General features: G+C 71.4%; 14 protein-coding genes. 4 read left to right on the top strand and 10 right to left on the bottom strand.

What is annotated here, in order from left to right:
• Positions 1-448: 448 nt before the first annotated feature.
• Both C6N31_RS13185 and C6N31_RS13190 read right to left on the bottom strand, forming a co-directional pair.
• Positions 449-1,126, bottom strand: a complete 678-nt coding sequence (locus tag C6N31_RS13185; protein ID WP_198357572.1) for a response regulator — start codon at positions 1,124-1,126, stop codon at positions 449-451.
• A 16-nt stretch (positions 1,127-1,142) separates the two neighbouring features.
• Positions 1,143-2,474 carry a sensor histidine kinase gene (locus C6N31_RS13190; protein WP_198357573.1) on the bottom strand — a complete coding sequence of 444 codons (1,332 nt, stop codon included), beginning with the start codon at positions 2,472-2,474 and terminating at the stop codon, positions 1,143-1,145.
• A gap of 242 nt (positions 2,475-2,716) precedes the next feature.
• Between C6N31_RS13190 and C6N31_RS13195 the strand changes: the two genes are divergently transcribed.
• The 3 genes from C6N31_RS13195 to C6N31_RS13205 all read left to right on the top strand — a co-directional run bounded on the left by C6N31_RS13195 (position 2,717) and on the right by C6N31_RS13205 (position 6,645).
• Positions 2,717-3,415 (top strand): ABC transporter ATP-binding protein, encoded by a 699-nt coding sequence (locus C6N31_RS13195; RefSeq protein ID WP_138354417.1) that lies wholly within the window; start codon positions 2,717-2,719, stop codon positions 3,413-3,415.
• Positions 3,412-5,808, top strand: coding sequence for an ABC transporter permease (locus C6N31_RS13200; RefSeq protein ID WP_198357574.1), 2,397 nt, complete (start codon positions 3,412-3,414; stop codon positions 5,806-5,808). The genes C6N31_RS13195 and C6N31_RS13200 overlap by 4 nt, the downstream gene beginning before the upstream one ends.
• Before the next feature lie 144 nt (positions 5,809-5,952).
• Positions 5,953-6,645, top strand: coding sequence for a ribonuclease H family protein (locus tag C6N31_RS13205; protein WP_138354419.1), 693 nt, complete (start codon positions 5,953-5,955; stop codon positions 6,643-6,645).
• A gap of 23 nt (positions 6,646-6,668) precedes the next feature.
• On the opposite strand, the gene C6N31_RS13210 is transcribed toward C6N31_RS13205, so the two are convergent.
• The 8 genes from C6N31_RS13210 to C6N31_RS13245 all read right to left on the bottom strand — a co-directional run bounded on the left by C6N31_RS13210 (position 6,669) and on the right by C6N31_RS13245 (position 17,425).
• Positions 6,669-7,919, bottom strand: a complete 1,251-nt coding sequence (locus tag C6N31_RS13210) for a vWA domain-containing protein (protein ID WP_198357575.1) — start codon at positions 7,917-7,919, stop codon at positions 6,669-6,671.
• Positions 7,916-9,178, bottom strand: coding sequence for an AAA family ATPase (locus C6N31_RS13215; RefSeq protein WP_198357576.1), 1,263 nt, complete (start codon positions 9,176-9,178; stop codon positions 7,916-7,918). The genes C6N31_RS13210 and C6N31_RS13215 overlap by 4 nt, the downstream gene beginning before the upstream one ends.
• 62 nt (positions 9,179-9,240) lie before the next feature.
• A complete protein-coding gene (locus tag C6N31_RS13220) occupies positions 9,241-10,713 on the bottom strand; it encodes a hypothetical protein (protein WP_138354422.1) in 1,473 nt (490 codons plus the stop codon).
• A 208-nt stretch (positions 10,714-10,921) separates the two neighbouring features.
• Positions 10,922-13,276 carry a chitobiase/beta-hexosaminidase C-terminal domain-containing protein gene (locus C6N31_RS13225; protein ID WP_232485112.1) on the bottom strand — a complete coding sequence of 785 codons (2,355 nt, stop codon included), beginning with the start codon at positions 13,274-13,276 and terminating at the stop codon, positions 10,922-10,924.
• A gap of 389 nt (positions 13,277-13,665) precedes the next feature.
• Positions 13,666-14,505, bottom strand: coding sequence for a class II fructose-bisphosphate aldolase (locus tag C6N31_RS13230; RefSeq protein ID WP_138354423.1), 840 nt, complete (start codon positions 14,503-14,505; stop codon positions 13,666-13,668).
• Positions 14,483-15,418 (bottom strand): 1-phosphofructokinase family hexose kinase, encoded by a 936-nt coding sequence (locus C6N31_RS13235; protein ID WP_138354424.1) that lies wholly within the window; start codon positions 15,416-15,418, stop codon positions 14,483-14,485. Before C6N31_RS13235 ends, C6N31_RS13230 begins: the two co-directional genes overlap by 23 nt.
• Positions 15,415-16,455, bottom strand: coding sequence for an ROK family protein (locus C6N31_RS13240; protein WP_138354425.1), 1,041 nt, complete (start codon positions 16,453-16,455; stop codon positions 15,415-15,417). Before C6N31_RS13240 ends, C6N31_RS13235 begins: the two co-directional genes overlap by 4 nt.
• Entirely contained in the window at positions 16,448-17,425 is a 978-nt protein-coding gene (locus C6N31_RS13245) for an SIS domain-containing protein (protein ID WP_138354426.1), read from the bottom strand. Before C6N31_RS13245 ends, C6N31_RS13240 begins: the two co-directional genes overlap by 8 nt.
• 371 nt (positions 17,426-17,796) lie before the next feature.
• Here C6N31_RS13245 and C6N31_RS13250 point away from each other — a divergent pair, with 371 nt between their 5' ends.
• Positions 17,797-19,779 carry an alpha-galactosidase gene (locus C6N31_RS13250; RefSeq protein ID WP_187145155.1) on the top strand — a complete coding sequence of 661 codons (1,983 nt, stop codon included), beginning with the start codon at positions 17,797-17,799 and terminating at the stop codon, positions 19,777-19,779.
• Positions 19,780-19,861 lie beyond the last annotated feature (82 nt).

Genomic DNA, 19,861 nt, shown 5'->3' on the forward strand with positions numbered 1-19,861 from the left:
CAGCCTTCCGCCCGTAGGGCTTCTCAGAAGAATGGGGCGCCGGGGAAAGGGCCGTCCACCGGATATCGCGAATTGACGCTGATCCCCGGGCGAGGAGGGGGGTGTTTCGGCCATTCATTGCCGCGGTTCGTAGATCGAATCGTCAACAGGGCTGGTCGCAGGGGGTGATGGGCATTCGTGTCGCATATCGGCCGACCTGCTCGACCGCGGCATCCATGGGGTTAAGGGCTTGCGCGAAGCAAAATGATCTGCTGACATTGTTGATGAGACCGCGCTGAATCCGGGTCCACCGGATCAAAGCCTTGTGCGGCACCCGAGTCGGTGCCGAAGGCCGATAGCGGTCGTTTTCATGGCTGACCCCGGCCGTTGCCACTCGTCAACAGGGGAACTGCCGGGCTCCGTTGCAGCGGAGGCCGGCCGCGCCGTCATCACTCCGCAGGACGCAACCTCATGGGGTTGCCGCGCCCGGGGAGATCAGGCCGGTCTCGTAGGCGAGGACGACGGCCTGGACCCGGTCGCGCAGCCCGAGTTTCGACAGGATGCGCGCGACATGCGTCTTGACCGTGGTCGCGCTGAGGGTCAGCCGCTCGGCGAGCTCGGCGTTGCTCAGGCCGGTGGCGAGCAGGCGCAGCACTTCGAGCTCGCGTGGTGTGAGCCCTGACAGGTCGCGGTGGACGGCGGACCTGACCTCGTCGCGGTGGGCGAAACGCTCGATCAGCCGGCGGGTGATCGTCGGTGCGAGCAGCGCGTCGCCGGACTGCACCAGGCGTACCGAGGCCACCAGATGCTCGGGAGACACGTCCTTGAGCAGGAAGCCGCTGGCGCCCGCGGTGAGCGCGGCGTAGACGTAGTGGTCGAGGTCGTACGTGGTCAGGATGAGGATGCGGGTGCCGGCCGCGCCGTCGCCCAGGATCTGCCGGGTGGCTTCGAGGCCGTCCATCTGCGGCATCCGGATGTCCATCAGCACGACGTCGGGCCGGGTGCGCCGGACGGCCGAGATCGCTTCGGCGCCGTTGGCCGCCTCGGCCACCACCTCGATGCCGTCGGCGGCGAGGATCATCCGGAACCCGGTGCGCACCAGTGCCTGGTCGTCGGCGATGACGGCACGCAGGGGCTGCTGGCTCATAGGGCTCTCCACGCGCTCATACGGCTCTCCACGGGACTCGGGCCTCGATCTTGTATCCGCCGCCGATTCTGCGCCCTGCCACGAGCGTTCCGCCATAGACCGCGAGCCGCTCCCGCAGACCGATCAGCCCGCGCCCGTTGCCGCCCTGCGCGTACGTCCCCTGCGTGCCGCCGGTGTCGGTGACCTCGATCTCCAGCCACGCGTCGTCGTGGCCTATGGTGACGGACGCCGTCGAGCCGGCGGCGTGCTTCATGGTGTTGGTCAGCGCCTCCTGGACGACGCGGTAGGCGGTCAGATCGACGCCGGGTGGCAGCGGCTCCGGCGGGGGAGACAGGGCGACGGTCACCGGCAGCCCGGCGGCGCGGACACGTCGGACGAGGTCGTCCAACTGGTCGAGTCCCGGCTGGGGTTCGAGCGCGTCGCCGGTGCTTTCCGAGTGTCCGGTGCCCGAGGCCGCGATGAGGCCCATGACATGGCGCAGTTCACTCATCGCGGCCCGGCCGCTCGCCTCGACCGCGAGCAGGGCCTCCTTCGACTGCTCGGGCGCCGTGTCCATGACCTTGCGCGCCGCCCCGGCCTGGATCACCATCACGCTGACGTTGTGGGTCACCACATCGTGCAGTTCGCGGGCGATCCGGGAGCGCTCCTCGTCGATGGCCTCGCGCATCGCCTTCTCCTGTGCCACCTGCAGTTCGGCGAACCGCAGCTGGGTGGCTCTGAGCCGCAGCTGCCAGTAACGGACCACGCTCGCGATCAGCGCGACGACCAGCAGGACGAAGAGCCGGCCCGACCAGAACGGCAGTGCGGGGTCGGTGGTCCGGTCGAAGGTGGCGGCGAGCACCGCCGCGAGCGCGAAACTGCCCATCGTGGACGTCAGGTTGCGGCTGTGGACGAGGGCACTGCAGGCGGCGATGAGGCACACCACGAGGGTGAACCTGGTCGTGTAGTCAGGACCGGCCAGCGTCGCGCACATCACCACCCAGAAGACGGCGAGCGGAAACCGCCGGCGCGCCGCCAGCGGCAGCGCTGTCAGCGCCCCGAGGACGTAGGCCTGTATCGCCGGGTGGAACTCGGTGCCCGGCACGGGAGCACCGGGTGGGAAGGGCGGCCGTTCGGGCGGGAGGGGCCGGCCGGGCAGGGAGCCGGGGTCCAGCGCCGGATCGGGCCCTGCCGGCCAGCCGGCGTCGAAGTGCAGCCTGGACACCGCGAACAGCACCAGCGCCGTGAGGGCCAGCGCGAGCGCGGCATCGGTGACGACAGCCCGCCTCGATAACCGGGGAGCCTGGCCGTCCGGGCGCAGCGCGTCGCGCACCTGCCGGCGCCATCCCTGTCGTTCATCCGTTTCCACCAGCACATTGTCGGCGCCGCCCGCCCTGGGCACATCGGCCTCAGCGATCAGGGCTCCGGCCGTGCGGAGTACTTCGCAAGGATGACGCCGCGGCCGGGTCCTCCTCGTGGGCGACCCGATGTCGGTGCACCGGCCGACGCGCCTCCGCAGCGGGCGCACCTAGCTTCGGTCCTGCCAGCGGGCCGCCCGGGGGAGTCCCCCCCGAGGACGCGGCCGTTGCGACCGGAAGGACCGACACCCCCATGGGGAACGTGATCGAACTGCGTGGCGCCGTCAAACGCTACGACAACGCGGACGGGCCCGCGCTCGGCCCGCTGACGCTCACCGTCGAAGAGGGTGAGGCCGTCGCCGTCACCGGGCCGTCGGGCAGCGGCAAGTCCACGCTGCTGAACCTGGTGGCCGGGCTGGACAAGCCGACGGAGGGCACCGTGACCGTCGGCGGCACACGGATAGACAACCTCGGGGAGGGCGGGCTGGCGCGCTTCCGCCGCGAGCGCATCGGGATCGTGTTCCAGTTCTTCAATCTGCTGGACGACCTCACCGTCCTGGACAACATCGTGCTGCCGGCCCAACTGGCGGGTACGGCCCGGGGCAAGGCGGCGACCCGCGCGCACGAACTGTTGGAGACCCTCGGCATCGACCAGCACGCCCGGGCCTACCCGGGCCGGCTGTCCGGAGGCGAACGCCAGCGCGTCGCGGTCGCGCGGGCGCTGATCAACCGCCCGGCGCTGCTGCTCGCCGACGAACCGACGGGTGCGCTGGACATGGCGTCCGGGCGCGACGTCCGTGAACTGCTGATCGATCTGCACCGGGGCGGGCAGACCATCGTGCTGGTCACCCACGACCTCGATCTCGCCGAATCGTGCGCGGGCCGGACCGTCCATCTGGTCGACGGGCATGTCGCCCTCGACCGGAACAGCGGCGCGGGGGCCGTCCGATGAGCGCACTGGGCAAGGTGGTGCGCGCCGGCGTCGGACGGCGCCGGGTCCAGACCCTGGTGATGATGCTGACCACGATGATGGCGGTCACCGCGTCGGTACTGGCCGGCGGGCTGCTCGTAGCGTCGCAGGCGCCGTTCGACCATGCCTTCGCCCGCCAGAACGGCGCACACCTGACCGCGCAGTTCGACGCGGCGAAGGCCACCGCAGCACAGGTCACGGCCACCGCGCACGTCGCCGGCGTGACGGCCGCCGGCGGCCCGTATCCCGTCCTCTCGCTGCGCCCGCACATCGGCGAGAACGGTTCCGGGATGCCGCCGGGCGGCCGGATGCCGGAGCTGACGTTCGTCGGTCGTGCGGACGCCGGCGGGGCGGTCGACGACCTCGACCTCGTCGACGGCAGATGGGCGACCGGGCTGGGGGAGACCGTGCTGCGCACCCTCGACTCGCCGTTCGGCGTGGGCGACCGGATGACCTTCCCCGAGCTGCCGGGCAGTCCGACGCTGACCGTGGTCGGGCTGGCCACCTCGGTGGGCGACAGCGCCGAGGCGTGGGTGTCGCCGGCGCAGCTCACGCAGCTGACCGCACTCGGAGCCCGGCTCGAATACCAGATGCTCTACCGCTTCACGAAGGCCGCCACGGACGCCCAGATCAGCGCCGATCGTGCCGCGGTCGCCGCCGCGGTGCCACCGGGATCGATGACCGCGGCGGCGTCGTATCTGACGATCAAACTGGCCGCGGACAGGACGTCGGCGACGTTCGTGCCGTTCGTGGTCGCCTTCGGTGTGCTCGGTCTGTTCATGTCGGTCCTGATCATCGGGATCGTGGTCAGCGGCGCGGTCGGCGCCGCCACCCGGCGGATCGGCATCCTGAAGTCCCTGGGCTTCACTCCGGGCCAGGTCGTGCGTGCCTATATCGGCCAGGCACTGATCCCCACGACGGTCGGTGCCGCGCTGGGCGTCGTCCTCGGCAATCTGCTGGCGATCCCGGTCATGAGCATCGAGGGCAGCGCCTACGGCACCGGGACCATGACGGTCGCCCCGTGGATCGACATCGCCGTGCCCGCCGTCGCCCTCGCCGCGGTCGTCGCCACCGCGCTGGCCCCCGCCCAGCGTGCCGGGCGGCTGCGTACGGTCGAGGCGATCGCCGTCGGCCGGGCCCCGCGGGCCGGGCGCGGGCGGGTGGTCCGGCAGCTGCTCGGCCGGCTGCCGCTGCCGCGTCCGGTGAGCCTGGGCCTGGCCAACCCCTTCGCCCGTCCCGGGCGGTCGGGCACGATGGCCGCGGCCGTGATCTTCGGAACGGTCGGAGTCACTTTCGGCGTCGGGCTCGCCCTGTCGCTCAACGGCATCGAGAGCGGCCTCAACCAGCGAACGGCCGGCGACGTCCTCGTCCGGACCATGGGTGCGCCCCCCGACGACGCCGGAGGGGACGCGGGACCGAACAGGGCCGGGAACGGGCCTCCGGCCCTGGCCGATCCCGCCGCGATCGCCGCGAAGATCGGCGCGCAATCGGGGACCCGGCGATATTTCAGCACCGGTGAGACCAAGGTCGGCGTCGCGGGGCTCGCCGGCCGGACGACCGTGATCTCGTACCAGGGCGCCTCGTCCTGGGGCTCGTACCGGATGATCTCCGGATCCTGGTTCGACGGCCGCGGCCAGGCGGTCGTCCCGTCCGGCTTCCTCAACGCCACCGGGACCCACGTCGGGGACACCATCACCCTGACCGACAAGGGCCGCAACGCCCCGGTACGGATCGTCGGCGAGGCCCTCGACCTGCGGGACGAAGGGATGAGCATCCTGACCGACAACGCGTCCCTGGCCGGACTCGGCGCCGTCGTCGCCCCGGAGTCGGTCGAGTTCCACATCGACCTCGCGCCGGGTACCGACCCGCAGGGCTATCTGCGATCGCTCAACACCGCCCTGAAGCCGCTGGGCATCACCGCCGTACGCAACTCCACACAGACGAGCAGCACGGTGATCGCCATGGACACGCTGGCCGCGATGCTCACCCTGATGCTGGTCGCGGTGGCGGGCTTGGGCGTACTGAACACGGTCGTCCTCGACACCCGCGAACGCGTCCATGACTTCGGGGTGTTCAAGGCGCTCGGCATGTCGCCGAGGCAGACGATCACGATGGTCATCACCTCGGTCGCCGGGATCGGACTCGTCGCCGGTGTGGCCGGGGTCCCGATCGGCATCGCGCTGCACGACTACGTGCTGCCGGTGATGGGTGACGCCGCCGGTACGAGGTTCCCGGCGCAGGACCTCGCGGTCTACCACCTTCCCGTGCTGGTCCCGCTCCTCCTGGGCGGACTGGTCATCGCGACCGCGGGCGCACTTCTCCCCGCCGGATGGGCGGCCGGGACCCGCACCGCGACGGCGCTGCGCACCGAGTAGCCGGCTACGGGCGGGAGGATCCGGAACGCCGTGTCGTCCCTCCGGGACGGGCCGGGTCGGCGGGGCCCTGGCGGGGAGGGCCCCGGCCGGCCGGCCGTATGCGCCGTGCTCAGCGGGTGGCGGAACACCTGACATCATCAGGGGATGGAACGCGTTATTGGAGCATGTGACGGAGCCGCCAAGGGGAACCCGGGCCCGGCGGCGTGGGCCTTCGTGGTCGCGGACGCCCAGGGACGGCCGCAGCGCTGGCAGGCGGGGCCGCTGGGACACTCGACGAACAACGTCGGTGAGCTGACGGCACTGGAGCAGCTGCTGACCGCGACGGATCCGGCCGTGCCCCTGGAGGTCCGGCTGGACTCCACCTATACCCGTGACGCCGCAACCAAGTGGCTGGTCGCCTGGAAGAAGAACGGCTGGAAGACGGCCGCCGGGAAGCCGGTGGCGAACCGGGAGATCATTCAGCGCATCGACGCCCTGCTGGCCGGCCGCGACGTCGAATTCGTGTACGTTCCCGCGCACCAGGTGAACGGTGATCCGCTCAACGCGATCGCCGACAAAGCCGCCAGCGACGCCGCGATCAGCCAGCAGCCGAGCAGCGGAACCGGCGCCGAACTCCCCGTGCCGGATGCCGTGACCCAGGCCCCGGACGGCGCTCGCTCCGGTCGCAAGGCCGCCGCGTCGAAGCCGCGGACCGGCAAGGCCTCGTCCGGCACGATCGAGGCGAGGTACCCCGGACGGTGCCACTGCTCCGGCTCCTACGCCAAGGGCGAGTTGATCGCCAAGGTGGCGGGCGGCTGGGGTCACGCCGCCTGCGCGGAGGCGGCGGGCAGAAGCTGAGCGCGGCGGGGCTCACCGGGACGTCACGCGGACCCGATGTTCACCACGCGTGCCCAGTCGGGCGGAGAGCCCGGTACATAGTCGGGATCGTCCTGCCGGGCCCAGGACCGGGCTGAACGCTGCCGGGGGAACAGACCCACTACCGTCCGGCACGGCGGCCGTGAGCTCGGCCAGGGTGTCTGCCCGTCGGTCAGGACCACGATGACGTCCGGCCGGGACTGCGCCCGGAGCGCCTTGGCGAAGCCCGAGCGCAGATCCGTCCCCCCGCCGCCCATCAGCGGGATTCCCTCGCCCTGGCAGAGCGGGTGCACGATGCGGGCCGCCGCGTCGCACGGCACCACGGTGATCAGGTCACGACGGCCGCCCACGGCACGGGAGATGGCGGCGACCTCGAGGAGCGCGCTGCCCAGCTCGGCGTCACTGACCGAACCGGACGTGTCGATGACCACGGAGACCCGGGGCGGTCTGCACCGGAGGCTCGGCAGCACGGTGCCGGGCACCCCGGCCGAGCGCCGCGACGGCCGGCCGTAGCTGTAGTCCTCGCCCGCGCCGGAACTGGAGGCGGCCGAGCGGACCGCCGCGCCCAGCAACTCCCGCCACGGCTGCGGCGGGTGGAACACCTCCTCCGCCCACCGTTTCCACCCCTTCGGGGCGTTCCCCGGACGGCCGTTGATGCCCTCCGCCACCCGGAACCGGACCGCGTCCCGCTCCTGCTCGCTGAGTCCGTGCGCGCCGTCCGGTCCCAGGTCCCACTCCCGGTCCAGCCCGTCGGCGCCACTGCCGCAGTCCAGCCAGGCCGCGGCCAGGGTGAGCGGCCCGAGGCTGAACCGGGGCAGATAGTCCTCCATGAGCTTGCCTTCCGGCAGCCCCAAGGAGACCGGTTCGACAGCACCTTCGGGCCGGACCAGTCCGTCACCGAACGCGTCGTCGTTGATCTCGCAGTCCGCGGCGATGTTCATCCGCAGCCGTTCCCCCGGGCCGGTGAGTCCCTGTTCCCGCGCGACCCGGTCGCTGCGCCCGTGGTGGTCGCGCAGGAGGTGCGAGACCTCGTGCACCCATACCCCTGCCAGCTCCTCCACCGGCGTCCGGTCCACGAATCCCGGCGAGACGTAGCACCGCCAGTGCCGGTCGACGGCCATGGTCGGTACCCGTTGCGACTCGACGGGGTGCAGGGCGAACAGGGCGGTCGCCAGGTACGGCCGGGCCCGGGCGGCGTGCAGCCGGGCCGTGAAGAGCTTGTCGAGGTCCAGGGTCCCCGCTGTGTCCGGGATCATCGGCCTGCCTTCGTGGTGACCGAGGCCCGGGCCGCCGCCTGGTCCGCCCGCCGGGACATGGTCACCGCTCCGGCGAGCCCCTCGATCGACGCCGGAACGTCCCAGTCCGCGCGGCGCAGCGACGCGAGGGTGGTCGCGGGGACGACCACCAGGTCCGGGGCCCCGGTCTCCACCGCCCGGGCCAGGAGCTCCCATGCCGCGTTCCAGCGGGACTTCTCGGGACGCTTGCGGACCGCGTCCACCACACCGTCGAGCACGGCCTGACGCAGATCCCCCCGCTCGGGCAGCACGGCACTCGCGGGGTCGGCGAGCAGCGTCTCGGGGTCCGGGAGGTCCATCCGGTCCAGGCTCGCCAGCAGCTCCAGCCCCGGACCGTCTCCCACGGTGCCTCTGACCAGCAGGGAGAGCACCTCCCGGGAGGAGCCGGCCGCGGTCGCGAAGGCGATGAGGCACAGCGTCATCTCCCAGCTCCGGGGAGACGGCCAGGCACCGCCGCGGCGCGTCTCACTGCTGGGCAGCCGGTGCACGAGCGCGGGGCGGACGGACAGCAGCCCGCACACCGCGCGACGGGCGAAGTCCACCGCCACCGGCAGCCTGTCCGGGTCGAGCAGCGGCAGGGTCGCCCGGGGCCAGGTCCCGCCCAGGCCGCGCACCACGACCTCGTGGTCGTGCGTCCACTGAAGGTGGACGAAACGGTTGGCCAGCGGCGGGCTCAGCTCCCAGCCGTCGGCGGCCGAGGAGCGCGGGTTGGCGGCGGCCACGATCCGGACCCCGGGAGGCAGTTGCAGGGAGCCGATCCGCCGTTCCAGCACCAGGCGGAGCAGCGCGGCCTGGACGGCCGGCGGCGCGGTGGACAGTTCGTCCAGGAACAGCAGCCCCCGACCGGCCCGTACCAGCCGCACGGCCCAGTCCGGCGGGGCCATCGGGACCCCCTGCTCCGCGGGATCGTCTCCGATGACCGGCAGGCCGGAGAAGTCCGACGGCTCGTGCACGCTGGCGATCACCGTGGTCAGTGGCAGGTCCAGAGCCGCGGCGAGCTGCGTGAGAGCCGCGGTCTTGCCGATACCCGGCTCGCCCCACAGGAGGACGGGCAGGTCGGCGGCGACAGCAAGGGTCAGGGCCTCCAGTTGGTTGTCGGGGCGCGGTTCGGTCGTCGCGTTGCGCAGCAACGTCAGCAGGTCGCCGGCGACATCGAGTTGGGGGGCGCGAACCGGGTCGGAAAGGGTGTCGGGGGCAGCGAACGGAGTGCATGTGGGCATGTTTGATCACCTTTGGGTTCGTGAGGGGTCGAGCGGGGGGCAGGGGAGGGCGATCCCCGAGGTCAGCGGAGCGTCATGTGGCGCGGGTGGGAGCGGCTGTCGCGGGGACGCAGACGATCCGGGGAATTCGGGGGGATGCGGCCGGGTCCGGGGCCGATCAACCCCGACCGGTACAGCCCGTAGGTGATCCGCCGCTGCGCCGCCGTCTCCAGTTCGTCGCGCAGCGCACCGGCGCGTAGCAGCGCGTCGGGGCCCAACAGGCCCTCGACGACGGCCAGCGCACCGGCGGTGTCGCCGTGGTCCAGGCGTTCGCGGACTCCGGTGAGGCAGTCAGGACGGCGGTGCGCCGCATCGATGGCCTGCAGACAGGGAAGCGGAGTGCCGGTCAGAGCGACCAGCAGTTCCTCCCGCCGGATCTCTGCCGGGTCGTGGTCCAGTGGGGCCAGTACCCCGTCGACCAGGGCGATCCGGTGCTGAGCTCCCCGGCACTGCACGAGGCGCGGCTGTCCTGGCCGGTGCGGAGACGGGGACGGACCGGCCGGCGCATGATCCGGTACCAGCGCCGAGGCGACCAGCGGATGCAGCCGGTCGACGTCGATCGAACCGGTGCGGATCAGTTCCAGGTCGGGTGGCACCCAGGCCGCCGCGTCGGGCAGGACCGGCAGCGCGGGATCCCCGCCATCCATGGTCGCCGCCGCGATCCGCAGCGTGGGTGGCCCGCCTCCGTCCCTGTCGGCGACGAGGTCCAGGACCAGCCGATGCCGGGCCCCGAACCGCACGGCGACGGGACCGGTCGGCCGCCGCTCGGCGTGGAGCAGGATGCCGGCCTCGGCAGCCCACCGGTCAACAGCGCAGTGGCGCCCCGGTGGTACTACCGACAGCAGCTCGGTCCCCAGGAGCTGAGTTCCCGGCTGCTCAACGCCGGTCAACTCCGCGTCCATCACGGCGGGTTCGGGCGCGGGGTGGCCGTCGGCGGTCCACCGATCGGCCCCGGACCGGATCCACAGTTCACCGGTCCTGCGCGCGTCCCACAGGTGGCGGTGCAGATCGAGGCGGAACCGCCGGTTGGGATGGGGATGCGGATGGCGGGCGGTGCCGGCCTCGGAGTGGGTTCCGTCCCACAGCGCGAGGCTGATCCGCTGACCCGCGTCCGCCCAGGCCGGCGGAGTCCGGGCCACGAGGTGCAGCGGCCTTGCGCCGTCACGCCCCGCGTCGTCGTACCGAGCCAGGGCCATGGTCAGGCCCGGGCGCAGCAGCCCGTTGGGAGCGATGCGCGGCATGTGCCAGCGCAGCAGGTCGGGCACCAGATGGCGGAGGTCGGCCCGGAGTTGGGACGCGATGGCGTGGCCGTACGTACGTGCCACGGAACGCAGACGGAGATCGACGTCGATGCCTGCGGCAGCGCAGGCCCCTGCCCAGTCCCCGGCACGGCGGCGGGCGGTCGCAGTCTCGATCATGGACGGCGGCACGGCGAACTCACGCACGCGCAGCCAGAAGGAAAGGCGGGAATCCCTGTTCGCGGTCTCAGTGAGCATCAGCACTCACCTTGCGCGGACGGGTCCCCCAATCTGTGAACAGAGTGAGTCATCATCGCGGTGATCGTAGCGCTCCTGACGACGATCTGCCAGCTCCTTCCGGTCCGGGCCGACGCGCGGTCGGCTGATGTGACAGCGGCCCCGGCGCCCCTCGCGCATCCGCGAGGGGCCCCGAGGCCGGCGTTCACGTCAGGTCACCGCCACCGGGTCATGGGTAGGCGACCACGTTGCTGGGAGTGGTGTTCGAGGCGGTCAACGCCCCTGTGTCGTTGATGACATGGGTGATGGTGCCCACGCCGCCGAGCGACACGGTCAGCGCGTCATGGAACCGCACGCCCGGGGTGTTGGGAACCTCGAAGGCGTGGTAGCTGTTCACCGCCGGATTGACGTTGAAGTAGCAGTAGCTGCCGAGTCCCCACGCCTCGTGCGTGGTGACACCCGCACCCACCTTGTACGCGGCGTACCCGTTGACTCCCGCCGCGCTCATCCACGCGCCCTGGTTCGGCACGTCGTACGGCATCTCGTTCTGGAAGAAGATCGTCTTGCCGTTCTGGCCGTTCCAGATGACCTCGTGCTTCTGGTAGTGCTCGACGAACAGTCCGGTCGCCAGGACGCTGCCACCGTTGACGATCACGCCGGTGTCCGCCGTGTTGGTCGTCCAGCCGATGGTGCCGGCGTTGCCGTGGTCGGCCCGCCAGGCCCAGATGTGGTCGATGATCGTGTTGTTGCTGTTGACGATCAGGCTGGTCGTGGCCTTGCCGGCGATCTGGCCGCCGATCCGGAAGAACACGTCCTGGATGGTCGTCGGGTTGCCCGCGTGGTTGGCGGACGATCCGGCCGGCCCGACGGTCAGCAGCGCCGCCGAGTTGGTGGTGCCGGCGTCGATCAGCAGGCCCTTGAGCCGGACACCGTCCACGTCGGCGACCTGGATCGCGTCGACGCCGTTGTCCGGAACGAAGGTCGGGTAGCCGATGCCGAGGACGACGGTGTTGGCACGGTTGATGTTGAGCGTCTGGTTCAGGTGGTAGACGCCCGGGGTGACGAACAGGTTGCAGCCCTGCGAGAGCGCGTTGTTGATGGTCGCGGCGGTGTCGCCCGCCTTGACCACGTAGAACTGGCTCATCGGCTGCGAGGTGCCGGGAGTGCTGCCGTTCGCCCAGCTCGCGCCGGAGGCGTTGGTCCGCAGCGACGGGAGGAACACCCGGTACTTGCCGGTGCCGTCGACGTACAGGTACGGCACGTCACGGGAGACGGGGGTGGTGGCCAGCGTCGTCTCGGGCGGGTTGGGGAAGGTGTTCGCCGGAGCGCCGGTGGTGCCGGAGAAGACCATGTTCCACACGCCGCCGGCCCAGCTGCCCAGGTTGCTGTCCCGGGTGTACCACTGCTGCTGCGAGATGGACGCGGCCTGGCCGCTGACCTTGGTGTCGGCGACATAGCCGCCGCTCGCCCAGCCGTAGCTGGCCGGGTAGAGCTGCAGATCGCCGTGGACGTCGATGCGGCGGAACGGGGCGGCCTGGGCGACGGCCCAGCGGTTGCCGCCGACCGGGTTGATCGCCAGGTTCTCGGCCGAACGCCAGAAGTTCTGCGTCGCATTGCCCGCGTCGGAGGCGTTGAAGGCGTCCACGGTGACGTGACCGTTGATCGTCACGTCGTCCGGGTTCTGCCCGAGACCGGCCACCGAGGTGTAGAAGCCGACGTTGTCGTTGACGGCGTACGTGCCCGGCTTGAAGAGCTGTGCCACGCGGTTCGAGCTGAACTGCGCGGTGTTGGTGTCCTTCATCTGGGCGAACTGCGCGTCGAGCTGCGCCTGGATGGTGGCGCTGGACATGCTCGGGTCGTAGATGTGGACGTTCGGGCCGAAGTTCGGCGTGTCCGACTGCGTGGGGCAGCCGGCCGATGCGCCGATCGTGTAGGTCGCGCTGGCCACGGCCGAGTCGGTGAGGCCGGACTTGACGGCGATGGCCTTGACGGTGGTGGTGGCCGTGACACTGATCGGCGCGCTGTACAGCGTGGACGCGGCGGTGGGGGTGGAGCCGTCACGGGTGTAGTGGATGCTCGCGCCGGCGGTCGCGTCCGCGACCGTCACGCTCTGGGCCGACGTGTAGCTGCCGCCCGCCGGATTGAAGGTCGGTGTGGCCACCGAGCCGGTGCCGCCACCGCCCTGGGTGTACGTGAAGTGGGGCGTGTCGTACTGCGGCCCGCTCTTCTCGTAGGTGAACCAGTACTCCAGGACCGACCCGTTGGTGAGTGAGCTCACGGTCTGGGTCCAGGTGCCCGCGCTGTTGGCCATACGGACGTTCTGCTGGCCGGCGCTGTTGACGAGGTAGTGCACATCGACGTAGAGCGCGGCCGTGGTGGGTGTGAAGGAGATCTGCGCCTGCGTCGCGTTCAGTTGCGTGACGCTCTGGGTGTAGTCGGCCGCGGCAGCCGAGGCGGGACCGGCGAGCTGGCTGAGGCCGAGCAGCCCGGTCAGCACGAGCACGAGCGCACTCAGGAAAGCGACGCTGCGCTGGTGGAGACGTGGTGGCGGACGCATGCGGCCGGGAAGGGCGGTGCTGCGCATGGGTGGGGGGTCCTTTCGCCTGGTTTCGTGAAGTGAACACCGAGTCGGCGCGGAAGAAAGGTGAAGATGGTCTCGAAACTGCGGATTAGAGTTACGTGAGACCAATTAGCCTTTGATTCAAGCTATTGAAAACGCTCTCAATCTACGGATCGCCGAGACACTGGATCTGTTTAGGCAGTGTTAAGTGGCAGCGGCGAGCCGTCAAGACGATGCGCAGAATTCAACTCTTGAACGCCAACTCCGGCGAGGTGGGCCAATGTTCGGCCGCGGGCGTCATCACTTCACGGGTCGGGCGAGGGAGCTCAGGACCCACCGGTCGGTTCGAGGCGGATCAGGATCCGCCGGTGGGGCCGAGGGGGATGAGGACCCGACGGTCGGTTCGAGAGAGCTCAGGACCCGCCGGCCAGAACTCGCAGCAGGCGTGCCACCTCCACCGCGACCGCGTCGCGGGCCGGGCCGAGGTACTTGCGGGTGTCGGAGACACCGGGATCGGCGTCGAGGTACGTCCGGACCGCCCGGGTGAACGTCTTGTTGAGGTGGGTGGAGATATTGACCTTCGTCATGCCCGCCGCCACCGCCCGGATGAGGTCCGCGTCGCCGACTCCGGACGAGCCGTGCAGGACGAGCGGGACGCTGACGGCGTCGCGCAGCCGGGTGATCAGCTCGAAGTCGAGGACGGCGTCGCGGGTGTGCATCGCATGGGAGCTGCCCACCGCCACGGCGAGCGCGTCGACTCCGGTGGCGGCGACGAAGTCCCGCGCCTCGTCAGGATCGGTGCGGACGCCCGGGGCATGCGCGCCGTCCTTGCCGCCGACCTCGCCGAGCTCGGCCTCGACCCACACCTTCCGGCTGTGGCAGTGCGCCGTGATCTCCCGGGTGGCGGCGACGTTGTCGGCGTAGGGGAGCTTGGCTCCGTCGAACATGACGGAGGTGAAGCCGAGTTCCACCGCCTCCCGCACCAGGCCCGCCGATTCCGCGTGGTCGAGATGGACGGCCACGGGGACGCTCGCGGCCCGCGCGATGGCCAGCGAGGCGAGGGCGATCGGTTCGAGGGCACCGTGGTAGCGGGCGGTGTTCTCGCTGATCTGCAGGATCACCGGACGCCCGGCCGCCTCGGCGCCCGCGACGATGGCCTGGGCGTGCTCCAACTGGACGACGTTGAACGCGCCCACGCCCGCGACCCTTCCGGCCGCGTCGTCGGCGATCTCATGGGTGGGTGCGAGCGGCATGGACTTCCTCCACAGGAACGGCGGTACGGAAACGGCGGTAGGCGTCGGCGTCGAAGTCGCCCGCCGTGGGACGCAGGACGGCTGCGGCCGACAGGGCGACGGCCTCGCACAGGACGGCGGGCCACGGTGCCCCGGTGGCGAGCCCGGCCGCGAGCGCCGCGACGCATGCGTCGCCCGCCCCCGTCGGGTTGCCGGTCAGCCGCTCGGGCGGCGTCGCACGCCAGGAGCCCTGCGGGGTGATCGCGTGCAGCCCGTCGGGACCGCGGGAGGCCACGACGGTACGGGCGCCCATCGCCCGCAGTCCGGCAGCCGCGGCCGCGACGTCCTCACGGCCGGTGACGGCGGCGAGTTCATCGGTGTTGGGTTTGACCACGTCGGGGCCGGCGGCCAGCGCGGCGCGCAGTGCGGGGCCGCTCGTGTCCAGGACCGTGGCGACGCCCTTGTCGCGGGCGAGGGTGACGAGGTGTGCGTACGCGTCGGCGGGCAGGCCCGGCGGAAGGCTGCCGGAGAGCACCACCACATCGGCGTCGCGAAGGAGTCGTGTGTACCGCGCGGTGAAGGCCTCCCACTCGCCGGTCGTCACGGACGGCCCGGTCTGGTTGAACACGGTGGCATCACCGTCCTCGCGGGAGACGACCGTCACGGTGCGCCGTGACTCGCCCGCCACGGGCACCAGTTCGTCCCGCAGTCCGGCCGCCCGCAGTTCACCGCGCAGCCGGACGCCGGTGTCACCGCCGCACAGTCCGGTCACGACCGCCGGCCAGCCCAGCGTGGCGAGCACCCGGGCGACGTTGACGCCCTTGCCGCCGGCGCGCTCGTGCACGGTGTCGACCCGGTGCGAGGTGCGGGGCACGAGGCTGTCGACGAAGTACGTGACGTCGAGGGCCGCGTTGAGCGTGACGGTCAGGATCACCGTGACCCGACCCCCGCGGAACCGGCGGTGGCGCCGCGCATGGCGAACTCCCCGTCTCCGGTGCCGGCGCCGGTGCCGGTGCCGGTGCTGGTGCTGGTGCCGCGCGTCGCGGCGTCCACGGCCTGCCACGCGTACAGTCCGGCGCCCAGGCAGCCGGCCATGTCGCCCAGGGCCGCCCGCACGACGGCCGGCCGGCGCTGGAACGTCAGCCGCTGGGCCAGCCGGGCACGGACCGGCTTCAGGAGGGTGTCGCCCGCCTGGGCGAGGCCGCCGCCGAGGACGACGAGTTCGGGGCCGAGCAGCGAGGACGCGGTCGCCAGGGTCGACGCGAGCGCGTCGACCGCGCGGTCCCAGACCGCCACGGCGTCGGCGTCGCCCTGCGCCACGAGCGCCGCCACCTCGTCGGCGCCCTGGAGGGTACGGCCGGTCCGTGCGGTGAAGGCCGCCTTGATCGCGACCGCCGAGGCCACCGTCTCCAGGCAACCGCGGCCGCCGCACTGGCACTTGGCGCCGTCGGGATCGACGACCACATGGCCGAGTTCGCCCGCGTGACCGCCGGCCCGGACGGGCCGCCCGTCGCTGATGACGGCGGCGGCGATGCCGGTGCCGATGGCCACGAAGAGCACATCGCGGGCGCCGCGGGCCGCCCCCAGGACGCATTCGGCGAGCCCCCCGGCCCGGACGTCGTGCCCGAGCGTCACGGGGAGCCCCGTGCGGCGTTCGAGAAGGTTCGCGAGCGGGAGGTCGCGCCAGCCGATGTTGGCCGAGTAGACGGCGTGCGAGAGGTCCTCGTCGACGTGGCCGGGGACCACCACGCCGACCCTGCGGACCCGCAGTCCCTCGTCACGGGCCTGCCGGGCGAGCGCCCGGAGCGTCTCGGTGATGACGTCCACCACCGCTTCCGGTCCCGCTGCCCGGGGGGTCGGCCGGCGCACGGTGGCCAGCAGCAGTTCCCGGTCGAGAAGCGCGCCCTTGATACCGGTGCCGCCGACGTCCAGCGCGATCACGCACTCGCCGGCGTCCTGTCCCTCACGCATGGCGGCCCTCCAGAACGACGGAGCGGGTGAGGTTGCGCGGCCGGTCCGGGTCGTAGCCGCGGGCCTCGGCGATGGTGACCGCCAGCCGCTGGGCGCGCACGAGGTCGGCCAGCGGGTCGAGATCCCCGGCCCTGGCCCCGTGCTGGGTCTGGGTCTGGGTCTGGGAGTGGGCGACGAGCGTGCCGCCGACCCGGGCGACATCGTCCTCGAGCCCTTGCGGCAGCGAGCCGAACATCCACGTCACGCGCCCGGGTCCGGTGATGCTGATCGGGCCGTGCCGGTACTCCATGGCGGGGTACGCCTCGGTCCACGCGCCCGCGGCCTCGCGCATCTTCAGCCCCGCCTCCAGCGCCAGACCGTAGGTCCAGCCACTCCCGAGGAAGGTGAACTGCTCGGCGCCGCACACCTCGGCGGCCAGTTCCTCGGAGACGGCTCGCTCGGCGTCCTGGGCGGCCTCGGCGACGGAGCGCACCCCTGGCGGCAGCGCGCCCTCGGCCTCCAGATGGGCGCGGAGCAGGGCGAGCACGGTGGTGGCGAACCGGGTCTGTACGACCGATTCCTCATCGGCGAAGTCCAGGACCACCAGGGCGTCGGCCGCGGTCATCACGGGAGTCGCGGGGTCTGCGGTGATCGCGGTCGTGGGCACGCCCGCGGCTCGCGCCCGGCCGAGCAGGTCCAGCACCTCGGTCGTGGTGCCGGAACGGGTGATCGCGAGGATCCGGTCGTAGCGGCGCCCGGCCGGGAATTCCGAGGCGGCGAAGGCGTCGGTCTCGCCGTGGCCACCGCTCTCGCGCAGCTCCGCGTAGGACTGCGCCATGAACCAGGAGGTGCCGCAGCCGACGACCGCCACGCGCTCGCCCCGGCGGGGGAGTGCGGCGGCATGGGCCGGGAGCGATCGGGCCGCCTGCCGCCAGCAGGCGGGCTGGGTGGCTATCTCGACGGAGGTACGGGAGGGGGTGGCGCTGGGCATACGACGCTTCCTTCAGAGTTGGTGACGACGGCACTGCACTCGGGGGAGGGGTGATCGAAACTGATTCAATCATGCCTTGTTCGAGCAAATATGAGCGACTCTGCTGGTCTTGCGGAGTATTCACGAGCTGGGCGCCCAGGTCCAGCCGCCGTTACTCGAATGTTGCGAATCGGCAGGTGGAGAGCGCTTACTGGCCAGGTTGGGCGGCGTGAAGCCGGTAGTCGCCCGTGTCTGCGGCTTGCACGGTGAGCCTGATTCGCATGCGCACAGTTGTTGACTCGCCAGCGAGTCTGAGCAGATTATGTCAATCGCTCGTAGCGCCCCGCCCCCGTGCCGTACGGCGACCCCCCACCCCGAAGGAGCCACCCACCGTGGCAACCAGACTCCGCAGACCGCTCACCGTGGTCCTGAGCGCCGCCCTGATACCCGCCGGCTGTCTGCTGGGCACCGGCCCGGCCGCCGCGAACGACGGCGTGAGCCAGCCGGCGGCGAACTACTCGTCCGCGGCGACGCCCAGCACGCCCATCGCCGCCCTCCCGCCGATGGGCTTCAACAACTGGTCCCGTTCGACGTGCGCGCCCCAGGCGCCGCTGGACGGCTCCAACCGGCTGGACTACTCCTTCCAGCAGTACATGAAGGACAACGCCAAAGGGCTGGCCGACACCGGTCTGATCGCCAAGGGCTATCGGACGATCACCGTCGACGACTGCTGGATGTACCGCAACAGCTCCGGCTATCTGCACGGCGGGCTCAACTGGGGCGGCGCCACCGACGTCCGCAACCCCGCGAAGCAGCCCGGCTTCGACTACGAACTGACGGCCTACGGCGACTACCTGCACAGCCTTGGCGCGAAGTTCGGCATCTACGAGACCTCCGGCACGCACACCTGCAGCACCGCCACGCCGACCGCACCCAACCTGCCCAACGGCAGCGAGTACTACGAGCAGAAGGACGCCGACTCCTTCGTCTCGTGGGGCGTCGACCAGCTCAAGTACGACAACTGCGGCGACGAGGAGCCGGTGCAGACGCTCGACACCCGCATGTCCAACGACCTGCGGACCGCGGTCACCTCCGCGGCCGGCAGCGGTGCCACGCCCAACATCACGTTCAACATCTCCGCCCCGGCCGGCTACGGCAACGGCTCCACGAAGTTCGCCGCGATGAACTGGGTGCGCGGGCTCGGCCAGCTCTGGCGGGTGGGCCCGGACATCTGGAACTACGGCGACGGCAAGAATCCGTGGAACGTGCCGCTGGCCGGCTACAACTTCGGTGCGTACCAGAGCTTCGACAACACTCTGGAGCTCAGCCGCTACCAGGGGCCGGGCAACTGGAACGACGCCGACATGCTGCTGATCGGCGACAACGGTATGACCACCGCCGAGGAACGCAGCCAGATGGCACTGTTCTCCGCACTGGCCGCACCCCTGGTGATCAGCACCGATGCCCGTAAGTTCCAGCCGTCGTACATCGCCGCCCACCCGGCGGAAGCGGTGCACCTGAACGCGTCCGTCGCGATCCTGGGCAACTCCGAAGTGATCGCGGTGGACCAGGACCCGCTGGGCGCCGGCGGCTACCGCGTCTCCGGCGGTGGGGCCGACGCGGACGGCTCCCCGGCCGCCACGACCGGTGACGACGTCGTCCTCAAGCCCCTCGCCGACGGCAGCAAGGCCGTCGTCGTGCTCAACAAGGGCTCCGCGGCCACCAACTACTCGCTCTCCCTCGCCGGTCTCGGCTTCAGCGCCGCGGGCTGCGGCTACGACGTCCGCGACCTGTGGGCACACAGCAGCAGCACGTCGACCGGGTCGGTGCCGCTCACGCTCGGCGCGCACGACAACGCGATGCTCAAGATCACTCCGCACGCCGGCTGCGGCAGCTTCACCCCGAGCGGACAGATCACCGCTTCACGCGACAACTGGGGCAAAGCGTCGCTGTGCCTCGACAACTACCGATCCGGCACCGCCACCAACAACCCGGTCGACCTCTATCCCTGCACCGGTGGCTCCAACCAGCAGTGGCGGCGCAACTCCGACGGCACGGTCCAGCTGCTGCAGTCCGGCACCACGAACCTCTGTCTGACCGCACAGAGCGGTACGACCACCGGGGCGATCAACGGGAAGTCCGGTCAGTGGGCGGGCGTCGCCCCGTGCGGGTCCGCCGCCGGCTACCAGACCTGGACGTACAACCGGGACGGAAACCTCAAGCTCAGCGGCACCACCAAGTGCCTCGACAGCTATGGCGGGGCGACGACCACGAGCGGCACGCCCGTCGACCTGTACACCTGCGGAACCGCACCCGGCTCGCTCCAGACCAACCAGACCTGGGCGGCTCCCTTCAACGCTCCACCCGCCGCCTGACCTGACGGCGACCGGTCCGGCCCACGGGGTCCGCGGCGATGTCCAACGCCGCGGACCCCTTCTGTCGTGTGCTCTCCCGGCT

It is taken from the genome of Streptomyces fildesensis (genome assembly GCF_016107395.1).
Classification (GTDB): domain Bacteria; phylum Actinomycetota; class Actinomycetes; order Streptomycetales; family Streptomycetaceae; genus Actinacidiphila; species Actinacidiphila fildesensis.